The 17,550-nt window shown below is 64.9% G+C and carries 18 protein-coding genes; 6 read left to right on the top strand and 12 right to left on the bottom strand.

Going from position 1 to position 17,550, the window contains the following annotated elements:
• Positions 1–14: 14 nt before the first annotated feature.
• The 8 genes from AUC69_RS07585 to AUC69_RS07550 form a co-directional block, all read right to left on the bottom strand.
• A complete protein-coding gene (locus tag AUC69_RS07585; protein WP_244500155.1) occupies positions 15–1,283 on the bottom strand; it encodes a M16 family metallopeptidase in 1,269 nt (422 codons plus the stop codon).
• A gap of 107 nt (positions 1,284–1,390) precedes the next feature.
• Positions 1,391–2,812 carry a M16 family metallopeptidase gene (locus AUC69_RS07580; protein ID WP_069441675.1) on the bottom strand — a complete coding sequence of 474 codons (1,422 nt, stop codon included), beginning with the start codon at positions 2,810–2,812 and terminating at the stop codon, positions 1,391–1,393.
• Positions 2,813–2,980: 168 nt separating this feature from the next.
• Positions 2,981–3,589 carry a hypothetical protein gene (locus tag AUC69_RS07575; RefSeq protein ID WP_141700656.1) on the bottom strand — a complete coding sequence of 203 codons (609 nt, stop codon included), beginning with the start codon at positions 3,587–3,589 and terminating at the stop codon, positions 2,981–2,983.
• A gap of 38 nt (positions 3,590–3,627) precedes the next feature.
• Complete coding sequence (gene lspA / locus AUC69_RS07570; protein ID WP_069441617.1) at positions 3,628–4,143, bottom strand: signal peptidase II; 516 nt, start codon at positions 4,141–4,143, stop codon at positions 3,628–3,630.
• Positions 4,144–4,145: 2 nt separating this feature from the next.
• Positions 4,146–7,307, bottom strand: a complete 3,162-nt coding sequence (gene ileS, locus AUC69_RS07565; RefSeq protein WP_425283514.1) for an isoleucine--tRNA ligase — start codon at positions 7,305–7,307, stop codon at positions 4,146–4,148.
• Entirely contained in the window at positions 7,304–7,735 is a 432-nt protein-coding gene (locus AUC69_RS07560; RefSeq protein ID WP_069441616.1) for a hypothetical protein, read from the bottom strand. The genes ileS and AUC69_RS07560 overlap by 4 nt, the downstream gene beginning before the upstream one ends.
• Positions 7,736–7,779: 44 nt before the next feature.
• A complete protein-coding gene (locus AUC69_RS07555; RefSeq protein WP_069441615.1) occupies positions 7,780–8,790 on the bottom strand; it encodes a bifunctional riboflavin kinase/FAD synthetase in 1,011 nt (336 codons plus the stop codon).
• A gap of 27 nt (positions 8,791–8,817) precedes the next feature.
• On the bottom strand, positions 8,818–9,246 hold the full coding sequence (locus tag AUC69_RS07550; protein ID WP_069441614.1) for a MaoC family dehydratase: 429 nt from the start codon (positions 9,244–9,246) through the stop codon (positions 8,818–8,820).
• 282 nt (positions 9,247–9,528) lie between these two features.
• Between AUC69_RS07550 and AUC69_RS07545 the strand changes: the two genes are divergently transcribed.
• Positions 9,529–9,918 carry a response regulator gene (locus AUC69_RS07545; protein WP_069441613.1) on the top strand — a complete coding sequence of 130 codons (390 nt, stop codon included), beginning with the start codon at positions 9,529–9,531 and terminating at the stop codon, positions 9,916–9,918.
• A gap of 44 nt (positions 9,919–9,962) precedes the next feature.
• Entirely contained in the window at positions 9,963–10,409 is a 447-nt protein-coding gene (locus AUC69_RS07540) for a hypothetical protein (protein WP_069441612.1), read from the top strand.
• Positions 10,410–10,412: 3 nt separating this feature from the next.
• Here AUC69_RS07540 and AUC69_RS18995 read toward each other — a convergent pair whose 3' ends face one another.
• Both AUC69_RS18995 and AUC69_RS07535 read right to left on the bottom strand, forming a co-directional pair.
• On the bottom strand, positions 10,413–10,535 hold the full coding sequence (locus AUC69_RS18995; protein ID WP_280136629.1) for a hypothetical protein: 123 nt from the start codon (positions 10,533–10,535) through the stop codon (positions 10,413–10,415).
• On the bottom strand, positions 10,496–11,290 hold the full coding sequence (locus tag AUC69_RS07535; protein WP_069441611.1) for a TIGR01459 family HAD-type hydrolase: 795 nt from the start codon (positions 11,288–11,290) through the stop codon (positions 10,496–10,498). Before AUC69_RS07535 ends, AUC69_RS18995 begins: the two co-directional genes overlap by 40 nt.
• A gap of 375 nt (positions 11,291–11,665) precedes the next feature.
• On the opposite strand from AUC69_RS07535, the gene AUC69_RS07530 reads away from it, so the two are divergent.
• Complete coding sequence (locus AUC69_RS07530) at positions 11,666–11,851, top strand: hypothetical protein (RefSeq protein WP_069441610.1); 186 nt, start codon at positions 11,666–11,668, stop codon at positions 11,849–11,851.
• Between the two features lie 51 nt (positions 11,852–11,902).
• Here AUC69_RS07530 and AUC69_RS07525 read toward each other — a convergent pair whose 3' ends face one another.
• A complete protein-coding gene (locus AUC69_RS07525) occupies positions 11,903–13,606 on the bottom strand; it encodes an EAL domain-containing protein (RefSeq protein ID WP_069441609.1) in 1,704 nt (567 codons plus the stop codon).
• 229 nt (positions 13,607–13,835) lie between these two features.
• Positions 13,836–14,588 (bottom strand): Crp/Fnr family transcriptional regulator, encoded by a 753-nt coding sequence (locus AUC69_RS07520; protein ID WP_069441608.1) that lies wholly within the window; start codon positions 14,586–14,588, stop codon positions 13,836–13,838.
• Positions 14,589–14,806: 218 nt separating this feature from the next.
• Here AUC69_RS07520 and AUC69_RS07515 point away from each other — a divergent pair, with 218 nt between their 5' ends.
• From AUC69_RS07515 to AUC69_RS07505, 3 genes are all read left to right on the top strand, one after another.
• Complete coding sequence (locus tag AUC69_RS07515) at positions 14,807–15,766, top strand: HWE histidine kinase domain-containing protein (protein ID WP_069441607.1); 960 nt, start codon at positions 14,807–14,809, stop codon at positions 15,764–15,766.
• A gap of 128 nt (positions 15,767–15,894) precedes the next feature.
• A complete protein-coding gene (locus AUC69_RS07510) occupies positions 15,895–16,911 on the top strand; it encodes a catalase family peroxidase (RefSeq protein WP_244500154.1) in 1,017 nt (338 codons plus the stop codon).
• Between the two features lie 85 nt (positions 16,912–16,996).
• A complete protein-coding gene (locus AUC69_RS07505) occupies positions 16,997–17,398 on the top strand; it encodes a RipA family octameric membrane protein (RefSeq protein ID WP_483127765.1) in 402 nt (133 codons plus the stop codon).
• Positions 17,399–17,550 lie beyond the last annotated feature (152 nt).

Raw genomic sequence — 17,550 nt, 5'->3', positions numbered from 1 at the left:
TCTCAGATGCCGGCCTAGCCGGGGGCGCCGACCGAGGTCACGTCCGCCGGCTCGACCGGCTTGCCGACGATGGTGGTGATGAGGCTGTCGCCCGCCAGCATGCGCTTGGCCACCCGCTTGATGTCGTCGAGCGTCACCGCCTCGACCAGCTCGTTGCGTCTGGTGACATAGTCGATGCCGAGATCCTCGATCTGGATCCACAAGAGCTGGCTGGCGATGCTGGACGACGACTCGAAGCGCAAGGCATAGGCGCCGGTGAGATAGGCCTTGGCGCTCTCCAGCTCCTCGGCGCTCGGGCCCTGCTCGGCAAGCCGCTGCAGCTCTTCCTCGATCACCGCGAGCGACTGGCCCACCGCCTCGTTCTTGGTGGCCACATGGCCGATGAAAACCGCCGCGTGCTGATAGGGATAGAGGTTGGAATAGACCGAGTAGGCCAGACCGCGCTTCTCGCGCACCTCTTCCATCAAGCGCGAGGAGAAACCGCCGCCGCCGATGATGTAGTTGAGCACATAAGCCGGAATGAAATCGTCATCCTGGCGGCCGATGCCGGTATGGCCGAACTGGGCGACCGACTGGGGCACGTCCATGACGATGACCTCGCGGGTGGGGCCGGTCGGCAGCTTCGCCTCGGCCACGGTCACGAGGTCGGAGTGTTCCGGCAAATCGCCAAACATCGTATCGAGCGCCTTGCCGAGCGCCTCGGCGTCGATGTCGCCGACCACCGAGATCGAGAGCTTGTCGCGTGCGAACACGCGCTTCACGTAATCGCGGAGATCGTCGCGCGTGATGGCGGCCATCGAAGGCGGAGGTGCCTTCCGGCGCCCGTAGGGATGGTCGCGGAAGGCCAGCTTGTCCCAAGCCAGCGAGGCCACGGTCTCGGGATCGTTCTCATCGAATTTGAGCCCGGCGAGAATCTGCGCGCGCACGCGCTCCATGGCGTCTTCGTCAAAGCGCGGCTGCGACAGCACGAGCCGCACCAGCTCGAAGACCTCGTCCTTGTTCTCGGTCAACGTCTGGACCGTGCCGAGCATGACGTCACGGCCGGCATCGATGTCCATGCGCATGGCGAGCTCCTGCTCGCGCTCCTGGAAGGCGGTGGCGTCGAGATCGCCCGCCCCCTCGTCCATCATGGCCGTCACGAAATAGGCGACGCCTTCCTTGCGCGGGGCGTCCTGGGACGCGCCGCCACGGAAGGCGAAGCGGATGGCGATGAGGGGATTTGCGTGGCTCTCCACCAACCATGCCTTGATGCCGCCGGGGCTCGTCACTTCTTGAATAATCATGCCGCTCCCTTGAGCCGCTGCGGGTACAGCCAACAATGCAAGCGCCGCCAGCGAGGCGCCAAGCCTTAGCACGAGGGCGGAAAGAGGCGCGCGAACAGACATCCGCGCTACGACTTGCCGTTCCCTGCCGCCGCGGCAGGCTTCTCGCCGATGCTGCTCGTATATTCGGGCTCCGGCGTGAGGATCCCCGTGACCGCAGTCTCGTTGATCAGATATTTGCGGGCCACGGCTTGAATATCTTCGACGGTGACTTTCTTCAACCGGTCGGGCCACTGTTCCACGTCGGCGACGGTCATGCCGGCGGCAAGCCGCCAGCCATATTGCCGCGCCATGCGGGAAATCGAATCCGAGGTATAGACGAAGTCGGCGATCTGAGCGGCCCGCGCCCGGTCGAGCTCGGCTTGGGTGACGCCGCCTGAGCGGAGCTCCTCGACGACGCCGTCGATGGCAGCCTCGATGTCCTCGGCGGAATGGGCCTCGCCGGCGATGGCGTAAAAGCCGAACCGGCCGGAATCGAGACCGGAGTCGGTGTACCAGCCGCCGGCGCTCGCCGCCGCCTTCTGCTCCACCACGAGACGCTTATAGATGCGGCCGACCGTGCCGTGGGCGGCGATGCGCGCCAGCAGATCGAGCGCTTCGGCCTCGCCCGGCTCGGCGGAGGCATAGCTCGGAACGATGTAATAGCGCTGCACGGTGGTGCGGCCGGCGCGCGGATCCTCCAGGGTGACCTTGATCAGCCCGTCATGCTCGGGCTCCTTGGGTCGGACGCGCGGGTTCGCCTCGCCGGTCCTGGCGATCTTGCCGAACGTGTTCTCGGCCAGCGTCTTCACCTCGTCGGGCTCGACGTCGCCGGCGACGATCAGGATGGCGTTCTGGGGGGCGTAGAAGCGGCGGTAGAAGGTGAGCGCGTCCTTGCGGTCGAGGGCCTCGATCTCATGCTCCCAGCCGATGATGGGGATGCCGTATGGATGATTGCGGTAGAGCGCGGCCATCATCTGCTCTTGCAGGATGCTGCCGGGATCGTTGTCGACGCGGGAGCGCCGCTCCTCGAGGATGACGTTGCGCTCGGTGGTCACATCCTCCTCGGTCAGGCGCAGATTGACCATGCGGTCCGCTTCCATCTCCATCACCGTGGCTAGGCGATCCTTGGCCACGCGCTGGAAATAGGCGGTCACGTCGTGATTGGTGAAGGCGTTATCCTCGCCGCCATTCTTGGCGATGATCTTGGAGAAGGTGCCGGTGGGGATCTTGTCGGTGCCCTTGAACATCAGATGTTCGAGGAAATGGGCGATGCCGGAGGCGCCCGGCGGCTCGTCGCCCGCGCCAACCTTGTACCAAACCATCTGGGTCACGACCGGGGCGCGATGATCGGGGATGACCACGACCTGCAAGCCGTTGGCGAGGGTGAACTGGCGCACCGGCGGTGCCGCCTCAGCGGTGACGGCTGCGACGGCCATCGAGGCGAGGGTCAAACCGGCAACGATCAAACCCGTTCTCAGGTCTGGCGTGGCCGCAAGCTGATCTAGCATCCATTCCACCATTGAGCAGGGCCCGAGGTTAAGAAGCGGCAAAGGGTGATCGGCGGGAGCGCAAGGTTAAGATCCGCCGAGCCATGTCCCCCATGTCAGCCCTCGAAGCCGGGGTTTCAAGATAAATTTGATGCAAATACGCGGCCAGTGGCGCATTTGCGCGACCCGTTACCAGTTGGCGTTGTTGCCCTCTGGGTTCGACATGCCGCCATAACTGCCGGGTGTAGCGGGCTGCACGGGCCTCGTCGGCAGCGGTTCCTGGGTCTGGTGGGGCGTGATCGCCTTGGGAGCCTCGTATGGCTTCTGAGCGACCGCGGTGTTTCCATCCGGGACACGGTCCGACGCATCGGGCTCCGGCACGTCGGAGATCGGCTCTTCCACCGTCTTGTCGCGGCTCAGGAGCTTGTCGAAGAGGTTCGGCTTGCCCGCATAGGGATTGGTGGGATCGGCCGCGGCCTCGATCTTGGCCTGCTTGGCCTTCTGCTCGTTGGCGACCCGCGTGCGCACCTTCTCCGGATCGTCCGGCCAGTCGGCGCGCGCGGTGGCGGTGGAACCCGTGCCAGGCTGGGGCAATGCCTTGGTGTTCGGCGGAATGAGCAGCGGCGGGCGCTCGCTCATGCGTACATCGGGCTGCTGGCGGTCGCCGGAGACGCCCATATAATCGAAGACCTTGCCCTGAAGCTCGACGCCACCACAGCCGCCAAGAGCCGCAACGCAGGCGACGACGCCCGCGAGCCGCATGACCCGATCAGCCTGTCTGGCGATGAAGTGCCCCAAGACTCCCCCTCAAGAATCCGCCAAATGTCGGATTTGATTTACATTTTGGAGAGATTTCCGGCCTTTTTGTGACCCCCGATTAATGAGTCATATAGAAGACCGATCACACCGGCAACTATGGCCACGTCGGCGATATTGAAGACGTACCATTGGAAGCCGAAGGCGTGGAAGGAGTAGAAATCCGCCACCGCGCCATAAGCGATCCGGTCGATGGCATTGCCGATGGCGCCGCCGATAATGAGGCCGATAGCGACCGCGGTGAGCCGCGTGGTCACCCGCGCCAGCCACACCGTGAGCGCCAGGCTGGCGAAAAAGGCGAACAAGATCAGGCCCCAACGTCCATACGGGCTGTCTTGGGCCAGGAGTCCGTAGCTGACGCCCTTGTTCCACAATAGGACAAGGTCGAAAAACGGGGTGACGGTGACCGTGCCCTTGGCGCCGATGTCGTAGACATTCAGCATCCACAGCTTGTTGCCCTGATCCACCGCGGCCGTGAGGAGGGCGACGAGGAGCCCGAGCGGCGAATGGGGTCCCCAGAGCCAGTGCCGCAGCATGGCTAAGCCGCTCCGCCGGCGCGGCGGGCGTCGAATTGCCGGACCGCGGCCGCGTCACGCGGCGACAATTCAGGGAACTCGGGATCGGAGCCCACCTCGGGCAGGATCTTCCACGAGCGCGCGCATTTCGTGCCGGCGGCGCGGGCAAAGACCACGGCGACGTCCGGCACGTCTTCCAGACGGAAGGCATCGCGCGGCCCCTCCTCCGGGATCAACACAGCGCCGCTGGTGATGGCGATCTCGGCGAGATCGACGCCACGCAGGCTTTCGCGCAGATCGTGATCGGAGACATAGACCTTGGGCGCGGCTTCCAGGCTCGAGCCGATGCGGCCTTCTTTGCGCTCGATCTCGAGCGCGCCGGTGACCACGCGGCGCACGGTCCGCACTTTTCGCCATTTCTCGGCCAGCGCCGCGTCGCGCCATTCGCCCGGCATGTCGGGGAAGGACCGCAGATGCACCGAGCCCTTGTCGTCGGGGAAACGGTTGAGCCAGGCCTCCTCCATGGTGAAACACAGCATGGGCGCGAGCCACGCGGTCAGCGCCGCAAAATAGCGGTCGAGCACGGTTAGCGCCGCACGCCGGACTTTGCTGTCATAAGCATCGCAATAGAGTGCGTCTTTGCGGACATCCAAATAGAAGGCAGACAGATCGTTGACGCAGAAATTCAACAGCGCATGGAAGCCGCGCTTGAAGTCGTAGGAGGCGTAACTCTCGCGCACCAATGTATCGAGCTCGGCGAGGCGGACCAGCATGTAGCGCTCGAGCTCGGGCATTTCCTGATACGGCACGGTGAAATCGTCGCGGTAATGGGCGAGATTGCCGAGCAGGAAGCGCAGCGTGTTGCGCAGGCGGCGGTAGGAATCGACATTGGCCTTGACGATCTCCGGACCGAAGCGAATGTCCTCGGAGTAATCGGAACTCATGGCCCAAATGCGCAGGATCTCGGCGCCAGACTGGCGGATGACGTCTTGTGGCGCCACCACATTGCCGAGCGACTTCGACATCTTGTTGCGGCCTTGCTCGTCCATGACGAAGCCATGGGTCACGATCGCGTCGAAGGCGCGCGCGCGCGTCCCACACGCCTCGAGCAGAGAGGACTGGAACCAGCCGCGATGCTGATCGGAGCCTTCGAGATAGAGGTCCGCCGGCCACTTGAGGTCCGCGCGCTTCTCCAGCACGAAGGCGTGGGTACAGCCTGAATCGAACCAGACGTCGAGAATGTCGCCGACCTTCTCCCAATCGTCCGGGTTGTCCACGAGACCGCTGAGAAAACGTTCGCGCGCATCGTCCTTGAACCAGACGTCGGCGCCCTCGGACTCGAACGCCATCACGATTCGGTCGATCAGTTCCGCGGAGCCACTGAAGTCCTGTCGCGGAATGACCTCGTCGGTCTCCTTATGCACGAACACGGTGATGGGCACGCCCCAGGCGCGCTGACGGGACACCACCCAGTCGGGGCGCGTGTCGACCATGCCCGTGATGCGCTTCTTGCCGCGGGCCGGGACGAACTGCGTGCCGGCGATGGACTCCAACGCCCGGTCGCGCAAGCTGCCGGCGCCATCGAAGTCGCGGTCCATGGCAATGAACCATTGCGGCGTGGCGCGGAAGATGACCGGCTTCTTGGAGCGCCAGGAATGGGGATAGTCGTGTTTGTAGCGGGTGCGCGCGAGCAGCGCCTTCGCCTCGACAAGCGCCTTGATCACCGCCTCGTTGGCGTCGCCGGACTTGCCCTTGTCGTCGACCACGCGCTTGCCCTCGAACATCGGCGCGTCCTTGGTGAAGAAGCCGGCCTCGTCGACGGTGAAGGGAATTTCCGGATCGATCTGGCGCTCGCGCAGCAGGCGGTCGTTCGCGGTCCACACCTCGAAGTCGTCGGCGCCATGGCCCGGCGCGGTGTGTACGAATCCGGTGCCAGTCTCCTCGGTGACGTGATCGCCGGGCAGAAGTGGCACCATGAAGCGATAGTCGGTCTCGCCGCGCAACGGATGGGCGCACATGGATTGGCGCAGCATCTCGCTGGTAACATCGCCAAGGCGCGACCAGCCGTCGATGCGCGCGGCGGCCTTCACGGTCTCAGCCAGCGCATCGGCGAGGATTAGCCGCTCGCCCGTCTTGGCCCAATTGTCTTCCGGCGCTTGAGTAATCTCGTAAAGGCCGTAGTCGATTGATGGCGAATAGCTGATGGCCCGGTTGCCGGGAATGGTCCACGGCGTCGTCGTCCAAATGACAACGGAAGCATGCAGCAGGGCTTGCGGGTCCGGGTTCTCGGGACTTCCGAACATCACGGGGAATTTCACGTAGATCGCCGGGCTCTCAATCTCCCGATACTCGACCTCGGCCTCGGCGAGTGCGGTGCGCTCGACGACGGACCACATCACCGGCTTCGAGCCGCGATAGAGCAGGCCGTTCATGGCAAACTTCATGAGCTCGCGGGCGATGGTCGCCTCCGCCTCGAAACTCATCGTGGTGTAGGGATGGTCCCAGTCGCCCTCGACGCCGAGCCGCTTGAACTCCTCGCGCTGGATGTCGAGCCACTTGGCGGCCTCGTCGCGGCATTCGCGGCGGAAGGCGATGAGCGCGGCGGTGTCGCTCAGATCGGGTTTGGCGCGGCCCTTGGCGCGATAGTTCTCCTCTTCGACCTTCCACTCGATGGGCAGGCCATGGCAGTCCCAGCCGGGCACGTAGTTGGCGTCCTTGCCCATCATGGCGCGGGAGCGCGTGACCACGTCCTTGAGGATCTTGTTGAGCGCGGTGCCGTTATGGATATGACCGTTGGCGTAAGGCGGCCCGTCATGGAGGACGAATTTGGTCCGGCCCATGGCTTCCTCGCGCATGCGGTCGTAGAGGCGCATCTCGGCCCAGCGCTTCAGCAGCTCCGGCTCGCGCTGCGGCAGCCCCGCCTTCATGGGGAAGTCGGTCTTGGGCAAGAACAGCGTCTCGCTCCAGTCGCGGCCCGTCTCGTCCTTGGGCGATGGGGCGGGCGGCGTGGCGGCAACCGGCTGCGGCGCGGCCGCGACCTTCGGCGCTGCCTCAACCTTCGGCGTGGGAGTGGGCTTCAGCGTGGGCGCCGACGTCTTGCGCTTCGGTGCGGCGCGCTTTGGCGCTGCCGTCTTGCCGCCCCTCTTCGGCGCCGCCGTCTTAGGTGCTGCCCGCTTGGCCGTCACCGATTTTTTGGCGGTAACCTTCTTGGCGGCGACCTTCTTGGGTTTCGCCGTCTTACTCTGCGTGGTGCCCCGCTTCGGCGCTGTCCGCTTCGGAGCCGCCTTCTTCGGAGCCGCCTTCTTGGGGCTGACCCTTTTCGGCGCAGCTCCTTCTTGGCGAGGCCCTTCTTCGGCGCTGCCTTCTTGGGCGTGACCGTCTTCCGCGCGACCTTGGATTTGACGGCCGGCTTCCGTTTGGCGGCAGTCTTGGCTGTGACCTGACGCTTGGCGGTGGTCTTTTTCTTCGCCACCGGCTTGGCGGCAAGCTTGCGCTTGGCCGCGGTCTTGGCCTTGGCGGCAGTCTTCTTGGCCGGAGCCTTCCGCTTGGCCGACGTCTTGCGCTTAGCCGACGTCTTGGCGACCGGCCTGCCGCTCTTGGATTTTTTCACCATGGTCCTTGGTTCTCGCCCCGGGTCTCGAATCGACGTGAGGCGTTCTAGCAACCGGCCTTGCCACAATCCAGTGCCCGGTCGGCCAGCGCCGCGCCGAGGGTAAAGCGCCGCATCGGATCGTCGGCGTCGACGGCCCGTAACACGGCGCGCGCCCGCTCGCAGTCCGTTTCCATCTGCGCCGCCAGAGCCTCCGGAGTCTCAAAGGTGTGGTCCGGACGGATGAAATCGATGAACTCGACCTCGACCTGCTCGCCGTAGAGGTCGCCGGAGAAGTCGAGGAGATACGCCTCCAGCATAGGCTCGCCCGGGCCGAAGGTTGGTCGCGGGCCCACATAGCCGGCGGCGTGATGGCGCTCGCCCGCGTGGTGGACGCGCATGGCGTAGATGCCGTGGCTGACGTCCTGGCCCGGCGCGAGCTTGTAGTTGAGGGTCGGGAAGCCGAGCCCCTTGCCACGGCCGGCGCCCTTTTTCACCTCGCCACGAGCCCGCCACCAATAGCCGAGCTGCTCGGCGGCCTCCCGCACCTCGCCTCGGCGCAGATGATCGCGGATGGTGCTCGACGAGAAGGTGACGCCACCCTCCAGGGTGACCGGCGACACGATGTCTACGCCGAAGCCCAGGGTCTTGCCGAGCGCGGTCAATTGCTCGACCGAGCCGGTGCGTCCCTTGCCGTAGGTGAAATCATAGCCGACCACCACGTGGCTCGCGCCGAAGCTGCCGCCCACCACGTCGGTGGCGAAGGCCTCGGACGACAGGGACGACAGGTCCTTGTCGAAGGTGATGACGAAGGTCTGATCGAGGCCGAGCGCTTCGAGCAGTTCCAGCTTCACCGGTAGCGGCGTCAGCCGGAAAAACGGCTGATCGGGGGCGAAAAACTCCCGCGGGTGCGGCTCGAACACCACGGCGCCGGCGGGCCTTCCCTCGGCTTCGGCGATGCGCTTCGCCTCGTTGAGCACCGCCTGATGACCGCGATGGACACCGTCGAAGTTACCGATGGCGAGCACCGCGCCCTTGAGAGCGGGCGGCGTGTCCCGCCAGGAGCGGACGATGTCCATCGATTGTCCTTCGTGCCCTGCGCGCTACTACGGCTTACGATCGACCATCATCAGCGCCTCGCCCTCGAGCACGGTCTTGCCGTTGACCGAGCAGTCGCAAGCGAGCGTGACCCGGCCCTTCTCGGCGTCCACGGCGGTGATCTTACAGGTCGCCACCACCTCGTCGCCGATATAAACGGGGCCGCGGAATTTGAGGCCTTGCGCGAGATAGATGCAGCCCGGCCCGGGCAGTTTGGTGCCGAGCACGGTGGAGAACAGGGCGCCGGTCAGGAAGCCGTGGGCGATCCGCTTCTTGAAGATGGTGCCGGCGGCGAAGCCATCGTCGAGATGGACCGGATTGACGTCGCCCGAGAGCTCGGCAAAGGCCGTGATGTCCGCGTCGGTAATCGTCTTGGAGACACTGGCCTCCATGCCGGGGGAAAGATCTTCCAAATAATAGCCGTGACCCAAACTCATGATGTGCTGTCCCTGCTTCCTGATTATGTAAGTTCTGCGAGGGCGCAAAATAGCGAAGGCATTGCTGCACTGCAATAAGGGTTGGGCCTGCCGGCATGCGAGGCGCAAGCCGTAGAGGTGCAACCCTTAACCCTCCATTCACGGCCATTCCTTAATCTTCAAGGTCTGATTTTCGCCCCGCCAACCGGACAGGCCGGAGTGGGATGGTGTCCTTCGGCAACTTTAAAGACTTGGCGGCGTCCAAGCGCCAAAGTCGAAGGCTCATGTTGAGTGGAGGAAGTTATGGCTCTCGACCCCAGTTTGCCGGTGCTTGTCGTCGACGACTACAAGACGATGATCCGGATCATTCGCAATCTCTTGAAGCAGCTCGGCTTCGCCAATGTCGACGAGGCCAGCGACGGCACCGCGGCGCTCAACATGATGCGCGAGAAGGACTACGGACTCATCATCTCCGATTGGAACATGGAGCCGATGACGGGCTACGAGCTGCTGCGCGAGGTTCGCGCCGACGACCGTCTGTCGCGCACGCCCTTCATCATGGTCACCGCCGAGTCCAAGACCGACAACGTGATAGCTGCCAAGAAGGCCGGCGTGAACAACTACATCGTCAAGCCATTCAACGCCGCAACGCTTAAGTCGAAGATCGACGCCATTTTCGGCGACGCCTCTTAAGCCTGCGGAGATTTTTTCGAAGCGATTTCAGCAGGGGGATTTTCATGACCGAGGTCGGGGGGAAAAAGGCAAGGCGCAAGCCCGACGACGATAGCGCGTGCTGCTGCAACACCCACTCGGTGACGGCGGAAATCACGCTGCTCCTGAACACGCTGCGCGAGCTTGCCGCCATTCGCAGCACCGCCGAGGACGCCGCCGCGCGCATCCTCGACTCGGCGGAAGGCCTGCTGGCTCTCGCCGACAAGGAAGAAGCCAAGAAGGCCGAAGACGCCATCATGTCGATCATGACGGCCTGCGGCTTCCACGATCTGGTCGGCCAGCGCGTCACCAAGATCACCGAAAATCTGGACCGCGTCATCGCCACCCGCCTCACCGGCGAAGAGGCCGTGGCGCCCAAGACCCTCAGGCGCGGGTCGGACATCGTCCTGGAGGGGCCTAGCGCGAGCCCCGATCAAGCGCGGATCGACGCGCTGTTTTCCAAGAAAAACTAGGGCTTACCAGTTGAGCGCGTGGGTGGCGGCAAGCGGCCGCCGCTTGGTGTGCGCGAAGAGCTCGGCGACATGGGGCGCATCGAGCATCACGCCGCCTTCGCCCGGCGCGTGCAGGGCGCTCGCCACGAACACCGCATCGATGCCGAGATTGCCGGCGCCGGCGATGTCGGTGTTGCGCCGTCGCCGATGGCCAGAACCTGATCCTTGGAAACCGCCCCGCCGGCGATACCGGCGATGGTCTCGAGCGCGAGATTGTAGACGGGCGCGTAGGGCTTGCCCGCATAGATCACCGTGCCGCCTTGCACCTCATAAGCGGCGGCGAGCGCGCCGGCGCAATAGATCAGCTTGTTGCCGCGCTCGACCATGTGATCGGGGTTGGCGCAGATCATCGTCAGCTTGCGCGCGGCCATGTTCGCCAACAGCTCAGCGTAATCGTCCGGCGTCTCGACGTCGTCGTCGAACAGCCCTGTGCACACCACCAGATCGGCATCGGTCCAGTCCGACAGCGTAACGTCGAGTCCGGCGAAGACCGGCCGGTCGCGCTCGGGGCCGAGATGGAAGACGCGCGCGCCTTGATGCTTGCCCGCTGGCGGTGAGATCGCGGAGGTGATCGTGGTGTCATAGGCATCGTCGGGCACACCGAGCGAGCGTAGCTGCTCTTGCACCTTCGGGCTCGGCCGCGGCGAGTTCGACAGCAGCACGACCGATGCGCCGGACGCGCGAAAAGCGCTCGTAGCGAGTCCGGCTCCGGGGAACGCGGCGCCGCCATTGTGCATCACGCCCCAAATGTCGACGAGCCAGGCGCGATAGCGGGAGCCGATCTCCTTGATGGAATCGACGACGGGAACGGGCGGCGGGGTCTCGGTCGGTGTCAGGGTCATGCCGCCCGGTTAGAGACTTGCGGTGAGAGGGTCAAGCACGAGCGCCTGCGTTCCTTTGTCCCGCGGTCGCCAGGGGCACCGGCGAGAGCCGCATGGGTTCGTTTGTCGATGGAGCGGGGTTGCGCTCGGATGTTCCTCCCCCCACATGAGTCCTCGCCGGGGGAGGGTCAGCAAATAGGAGCCCTCAACGATGTCTGACCCCCTCAAATTGACTGCTCAAACGACCCACAAAGTGCCCCGCATCGTCCTCGCGGCCAGCGCGATTGCCCTTAGTTTTGGCCTTTTTGCCGTTTCGGCGCCCGCCGGAGCCGCCCCGCTTCCGACGTCCGGCCTCATGAGCCCGGGCGTTGAAACGAAAGGTCTCCGCGTCCAGACGTGGGGTACCGGTACAAGAAATCCCGCCGCGTCTATAACAGCCAGCAGCTCTCGCCGCCGCGTTATCCCACCTATCCGAACTACGCCAAGCAGCCGTCGATGCCGTTTGGCGGCAGTGCCGAGATCCTGGAGCTTCAACGGCGGTTTCCCCAGACCAATTGGCCGTCCAGCATGCGCTACTTCTAAGCGCGGGCGAGAGGTCCGACAGGAAGGCTAAAAGCGCTTCGGCGCTGCTCGTCACGCCGCGCCGGCATCCTCCGGCGCGCGTGATAGGGCTTCGCTCATCGGTGCCGGCGCGCCGAAGAGATAGCCTTGCGCCAGCTCGATACCGTGGTCGAGCAGCTCGGCCACGTCGCCTTCCTCCTCGACCTTCTCGATGATGAGCTGCATGCCGAGGCTGTCGAGATGGCGCTTCAGGTCGGCGGCGGTCCGTCCCGGTCCGTCCAGGAACTTGGCGGCGCTGATCTTGATGTGGCGGAAATAGCGGTCGCTCAAGCCGGCGAAATCGGCGTCGAGATCCGACACGTTGTCGAGACAGAAGCCGTAGCCGAGGGCGCCCAGGGTATCGAGGCAACTGAGCTCGCCCTCGGTCAGGCCGAGCATCTCGGCCTGGCTCACCTCGAAAACCAGGCTCTCGCTCAGGCTGCTATTCTCCTCCATGAACTCGACGAGCTCGGGGAAATAGTCGGGGTCGAGCAGCGAGTGCATGGAAACGTTGCCGAACACGCCCTGAACCTTCGACTTCGGCGCAAGCCGGCGCAAAGCCTGTACGCTCCGCACCAGCAGCACATTGTCGATGAGCGGCATGAGACCCGCCCGCTTGGCCACGGGCACATACTCTCCGGGCAGCACGAGTGCGTCGTCCGCGGTTCTGATGCGCGTGAGGGCCTCGAAATATTGGACCTTGCGGTCGGGCAGCGTGACCGTCGGCTGCAGATAAAGCTCGATGAGGCCGCCTTCGACCGCCCGGTGGATGGTCCGAAGCATCCGATTGTCGGCTTCCTCATCGTCATCGTCGACGGCGAAGCCGGTGGCGGCTGGCTCGCTCTCCGCGGTCCCGGTGTCGTCAGGCTCGCTCTCGGCGGCTTCGCTCGCCGCAAGCTCCTCGGCCTCGTCCGCCTCGAACAGCTCGGCATCGCCCAAAGAAAGCGGCGGCAACGCCCCGGTGTCATCATCCGTCTCACCGGCAAAGGCGTCGTCGGCCGTCTCCTCGGGTTCGGGTTCCGGCTCCGTTTCTGACTCCGGCTCAAGTTCGAGCGCCGCGATGGGCTCGTCAAAGACCGTCAGCGGTTCGTCGGAACTCTCGACCTCGATCTCCTCGATCTCGATCTCGTCCGCCTCGACCACAGGCGGCGCGGACCACGTCTCGCGCGCCAGAGTTTCGCGCGCCAAAGTCTCGCGTGCGGGTTTCTCGCGCGTCAGGTCCACGTCAGAGGCCAAATCCCCGGAGAGCTGCTTGATCAAGCCTTCGAGACCGGCGAGATCGCCCGCGATCCGCTCGCGCTGGCTGCGATTCTCGGCATCCACATCGGCGCGCAACGCCTCGATCCGCGCATAGACATTCTCGAACTCGGTGGCGAGTTCCTCGACGCGGGCCTGGCCGCCGGGAATCTGCGATGGCGCGGCGCCACCCAATGCCTGATCGAGACGCTCGACGCGGTCCGACAGCATATCGAGACGGGCGACATCGTCCTCGACCCGGTCGATGCGCTGCAAGTCGCTATCGATGATCTCGAGCGCTTCTTCCAGCTCGTCGAGCCGTTCGCCGCCGCCGGAGCGAGACGCGCCGCCGAGCTTGAGAAAGGACGCGGCCATGACGAGAAAGAGCGCCGCGGTGGCGATCAGCACCGGCAGCAGCGGAAGACCGGCCTGAAGCGTGAGACCCGCGGCGAACGCGACCGCGACGATGCCCATGGCAATCAGGACGATCACGTCAAGCATGGCTAGCCTCCTGAGGAGGGGCTTTGTCTCGGAGACATGGTGATGCCGTCTTGCATATGCGCGCCACCCCCTCGCACGGAATCATGGGCGACACGCTGCTGCAACGCAACATCATTCTGGCCGCCGCTCACCTGTGATAGCAGCCAAGCGCGACGAGGCCAAGCCGCGCCCGCCGGTCAGCGGAGACGGCCGAGAATCCGCGCGAGCTTGGCCGTTCCGGTCTTCCCGATCAGAGCAACGGGCGCGTGCGCGGCTGCTCCAGATCGAATTTAGCGATGTCCGCCAAAGCCGCAACGTCCGGAATGAAGCACCAGCCATGCTCCCACTGCACGAGGCCGCGCTCCGACAGCCGCTTCAGGGTCTTGTTGGTATGCACGAGCGACAAGCCCAGCGCATCGGCGAGGTGGTCTTGCGTGAACGGAAAGCGCACCTTGCCCTCGGTCACCAGGCCGACGTCGTCAGCCCGCAGATATAAATGCAGGAGGTAATAAGCGGCGCACTCCACGGCGTTCCTGCGGCCAAGGCTCAGCAAATGCTCGTTGAGCATGCTCTCGTGACGCGCCGAGAGCCAGGTGATGTCGAACGCCAGGCTCGGCGCCTTCTGGAACAGCTCCCAGACGCGTTTGCGCGGAAAGCTGCACAGCACGGCCGGGGTGAGGGTCTCGACCGAGTGATCCATCTCGCCTTGCATCGAGCCCTGGATGCCGAGGAAATCGCCCGGTAGGGCGAAGCTGGTGATCTGCCGCCGGCCATCGTCCAAGGATTTATACCGGAAGGCCCAACCTTCCAGCAGCGTGAACAGCTGGTCCGAGGGGATGCCTTCCTGGAGCACCGTCGAGGCCGGCCCGGTGCGGAGCTCCCCCGCCTTCAACGTGGAGATGGAGGCAAGCTCGTCATCGGTCGCGGGCTGAAACACCTCGCAAGTCCTGAGCGGGCATCGCGAACATTGCACCTCGTAGCTGAAGGGGGTGGCCGTGAGCATGCCATCAACTGCCTCGCGTTCGAGCCATGTGTCAAAGTTAAAAGACGGCTTTCCGGGGCGCGCGTAAGACTCCAGCATCACTCGCAGCTGCCGCGCCCTCCCGCGGCCAAGAGGCAAGAGCCACGGCCTACATATCTCTCAGCTCCCACATGATGAAGTCTAGCAATGGCCCCGGCCGAAGCGCTGGGGCCAATTTTTTCATGTCCGAGCCCGGGCAAATGGTTCGGGCCGTCGAGGCTGCGGGCGCCGGGCTGTGGGAATGGGACCTCGATAGCGGCGTCATCAAGGTCAGCGCCAGGCTGGCGGCGATGCTCGGGCTGTCCCCAGATATCTCGCAAATCGACGCGGCCCGCTTCTTCAACTGCATCCATAGCGACGATATCCCGCTGTTCAAGGTCGCCTTGGGCGAGGCGTTGCGCAACGAAGGGCCTTTCGTCCACGAGTTCCGGGCTGCCCAGGACGGCGACGGCACGCTGCGCTGGCTCAGCTATCAAGGCCAGGTTCTCGAGCTCGGCGAGGACGGCATCGCGACGGTTCTGGCGGGTCTCTGCCTCGACGTGACCGATCGGCGGCTCGCCCAGGGCGCCTACGATCTGCTTACGCGCGAACTTTCGCACCGCATGAAGAATCTGTTTTCGGTGGTCAGCAGCTTGGTCAACATGACGAGCGAGGGACGCCCCGAGGCGCTCGGGTTCGTGAGCGCGTTCCAGGCGCGGCTGAACACGCTCGCCGCCGCCCATGAGCTGCTCATTCGGGCCGAGTGGCAGGCGATCCCGCTCGAATCCCTCGTGGAGAAGGCGCTGTCGCCGCTCGGCGTATGGGGACGGGTCGACCTCAGCAACAACCGGATCATGCTCGGCACGCATGACGCGCAGACCGTGGTTCTCGTGCTCCACGAGCTCGCCACCAACGCCATCAAATACGGCGCCCTGTCCAACGGCACCGGACGCGTCGAGCTGTGTTTCAGCGCGCGCACGCCGTCCGACGAGGGCCCGGCGCTGGTCATGAAGTGGACGGAACATGGCGGGCCGCCGGTCGAGGCTCCGGGGGCACGGGGATTCGGCGTCCGGCTGATCGAGCGGCTGACCAAGCGGCAAGCGTCCGGCGAGGCGGTGCTGGACTGGAAGCCCGAGGGCTTGCGCTGCTGTATCGAGCTGCCCCTCACCTCGGCAGCGTAGGTACGCGCGCGGCGCTGGCCGGGATGCGGCGCCGTGACACGCGGTGCTCAAGAAAGCGTGTCCTCTGTGACAGTGCTTCCCGGACTAGACTCCCTGGCGCTCAAGGCTCCGCAACAGGGATCTCCGCCATGTCCTTCGTGATCGTCCGTACCGCGTTTCGCTCCGCTCGCACTCTCCTCGTTCTTCTCGGCGTTCTGGCCATGGGTGCCGCGCCGGGCGCCATGGCCGAGCCCGCCAAGGTTCCCGCTGGCCCGGCGGACCTCGTCAATGCCTTGAACGACGTGTTCGGCAAGAATGCCGGCCAGCGCGCCGCCCATACCAAGGGCATTTGCCTCTCGGGCACGTTCACGCCCGCGGCGGATGCGCCGAAGCTGTCGAAGGCCCCGCATTTCAGCAAGCCGGTGCCCATCACCGCCCGCTTCTCCCTCGGCGGCGGCAACGCCAAGGCGCCGGACAATGCCCAGGACAATGTCCGCGGGTTCGCCATCCGATTCGATCTGGGCGACGGCGCAAGCACCGACCTGGTGACGATCTCGGCGCCGGTCTTCTTCGTGCAGACCCCCGAGCAGTTCGTGGAATTGTTGGAGACCGTCGGTTCGGGCGATCAGGACAAGATCAAGGCGTTCTTCGAGAGCCACCCGGCCTCGACGCGGCAGAAGGCATGGCTCACCTCGCATCCCGTGCCGGCGAGCTTTGCCGGGGTGGATTATTGGGGCGTGCACGGCTTCACCTTCACCAACGCCGCCGGCGAAACCACGCTGGTGAAGTACAAGCTCATCCCGGAGGCGGGCGAACTCGGACTCACGCCCGAGGAGGCCGAAGCCAAGGGCCCGGATTTCTACGCCGAGGAACTCAAGGACCGCCTCGCCAAGGGGCCGGTGGTCTTCGATCTCACCGCGATCATCGGCAAGGACGGCGATCAGACCACCGATCCCACGCTCCGGTGGGACGACGAGGACGGCCGCCCGACCGCGCCGCTCGGCAAGATCAGCATCGACGCGATCGCGCCGGATGCGACCTGCAACGCCTTCAGCTTCCTCCCCGGCAATGTGGTGGACGGCATCGCCGGCCCGGCCAGCGATCCGATCTTCCAGATCCGCTCGCCGGCCTACCTCGTCTCCTTCACCCGCCGGCTTGCCCCTTAAGGGAGAAACTGGCGCGGGCTCGGGCGCCGTGGCAGATATGTCCCATGCCCACGCATGAACCCGCCGACCTCGCCGATAAGGCACGCTGTTCCAGGCCTATGTGGATTTGATCAACTCGGAGCGCGAGACGATCTGGGCGCGGCACAACGCGTTGCTGGTCGCCAATTCGCTGATCGTCGGGGCGCTGGCGCTGAGCCCGGCGGCCTTCGCGACGAGCCGCTGGGCGGCGCTCGCCGTCATCGCGGCCGGCCTTCTGATCAGCACGGCGTGGTTCCTGATCACCGTCCATGGGTGGCTGATGATGCGGCGGCATGCGGAAATCGCCAGCAGCTTCACCGCCGAGCATTTCGAGCACCTGCCCAACCCGTTCTCCGACCTCATCTATCGCCGGGCCGGTATTTGGATTCACGGACTGGCCCTCGCGGTGATCGGCACGTTCATTCTTATCTATCTTGGGCTTGGCGCTGCTCGGCTGTTCACGTCCTAAGGGCCGCGATGTCCGCCCCTTACCGGATTCTTAACGCTGTTCCGGCATCAAGCGAGCCTTCGGGCCCGCTCGGTCTCCCTGTGTGTCACCTTGACACCTCGCGGCGCCCGCTATTACAAGCGGCTTGATTGGCACTCGCTCTTTGGGAGTGC

It is taken from the genome of Methyloceanibacter superfactus (assembly GCF_001723305.1).
GTDB classification, from domain to species: domain Bacteria; phylum Pseudomonadota; class Alphaproteobacteria; order Rhizobiales; family Methyloligellaceae; genus Methyloceanibacter; species Methyloceanibacter superfactus.
Note: the sequence above shows the minus strand (reverse complement) of the source record. Positions and strands in the feature narration are given on the sequence as shown.